Below are 1,618 nucleotides of genomic sequence, written 5' to 3'. Positions count from 1 at the left end.
TGTGTCAAAACGCATTTTGGCGCGTTAAAATTTACCATCCGATAGCAAGGGTTGAGCAACATGAAACGGTTCGTTCAAGGCGACAATCGTACACAAAGCTCTCTGCTCCCTGAAGCGCTCGATGACTACGTGACGGACACAAATCCCGTGCGCGTAGTTGATGTCTTTGTCGATGAGCTTGATCTTCATAAGTTTGGGTTTGAAGGAGTCCAACCAGCGTTGACTGGTCGGCCGTCGTATCACCCCGAGGTGATGCTCAAGATCTATATCTACGGTTACCTGAACCGTATTCAGTCGAGCCGCCGCCTTGAACGCGAGGCCCAGCGCAACGTCGAACTGATGTGGCTCACGGGCCGCCTGGCACCGGACTTCAAGACCATTGCGCGGTTCCGTAAAGACAACGGCAAAGCGATCCGTAGCGTCTGCCGTCAGTTCGTCGTGCTGTGCCAGCGTCTGGACCTCTTCGCCGAAGCGATTGTTGCGATTGAGGGCAGCAAGTTCAAGGCGGTGAACCACCGCGACCGTAACTTCACGAGCGCGAAGCTTGAACGACGCATGCGCGACATCGAGTCAAGTATCGCTCGCTATCTCGAGGCAATGGACACAGCGGATCGTCAGGAGCCGGCAATCGCGAAGGTCAGGACGGAGCGACTGCAAGACAAGATTGCGGCCTTGAAGGAGCAGATGCGAAGCCTCAAAGAGATCGAGGTACGACTGAACGCGACACCTGACAAACAGGTTTCGCTTACCGACCCGGACGCGCGTTCGATGAAGACGCGTGGGACCGGCGTTGTCGGCTACAACGTCCAGACGGCAGTGGATACGAAACACCATTTGATCGTCACGCACGAGGTGACTAACAACGGCATTGACCGTGATCAACTGACGTCGATGGCGAAGCTTGCCCGAACGGAAATGGGTGTAGGCAAACTCACTGCGATCGCGGATCGAGGCTACTACAAGAGCGAAGAGATACTTGCATGCCATGAAGCTGGCATCATCGTATTCGTGGCAAAGACGGTGACATCAACCGCCACGGCGCATGGCCGTTTCAGCAGGGATGATTTTATTTACAACCCGGAAACGAACGAATATCGGTGTCCGGCCGGTGAGCGGCTCATCTGGCGATGCTGGACAGTAGAGCGTGCTCTGAAGCTCGGCAAGTATTGGAGTTCGAATTGCCAGCAGTGCTCGTTAAAAGAGAAATGCACGCCGGGCACTGAGCGGCGTATGACCCGCTGGGAGCACGAGACCCTTGTTGAGGAAATGCAGGCGCGACTTGATCATGCTCCTGAGATAATGCGGACCCGGCGGCAGACAGTCGAGCATCCCTTCGGCACGATCAAAGCATGGATGGGGGCCACTCATTTCCTCACGCGGACCATCGAACGAGTGAGCACTGAAATGAGCTTGCACGTGCTGGCGTACAACATGAAGCGAGTGATCCGGTTACTCGGTTCGGAAACGCTTATAACGGCAATGCGGGCGTGATGCCCGTATGGGGTTGTTGAACCTTTGCAACTGTTCGCCGGGTTTCGTTCGGCTTGTCGCAATCGAAAAGCTGCAACGTCCGATGAGGCCGGTTTCGTTATTTCTTGTGGCCGCCCGTTTTGACACG

At 55.4% G+C, this 1,618-nt stretch carries 1 protein-coding gene; it reads left to right on the top strand.

Features of this window, described 5'->3' with window-relative positions:
- Positions 1 to 60 precede the first annotated feature (60 nt).
- A complete protein-coding gene (locus tag PQR40_RS38905) occupies positions 61 to 1,491 on the top strand; it encodes an IS1182 family transposase (RefSeq protein WP_408511274.1) in 1,431 nt (476 codons plus the stop codon).
- The last annotated feature ends 127 nt before the right edge of the window (positions 1,492 to 1,618 follow it).

It is taken from the genome of Paraburkholderia sediminicola, from assembly GCF_046026855.1.
GTDB classification, from domain to species: domain Bacteria; phylum Pseudomonadota; class Gammaproteobacteria; order Burkholderiales; family Burkholderiaceae; genus Paraburkholderia; species Paraburkholderia sediminicola_A.
This window is presented reverse-complemented; position numbering and strand designations above follow the sequence as displayed.

Coding starts and splice junctions, on each gene's coding strand:
- PQR40_RS38905 (WP_408511274.1), top strand. CDS start 61: ATGAAACGGTTCGTTCAAGGCGACAATCGTACACAAAGCTCTCTGCTC.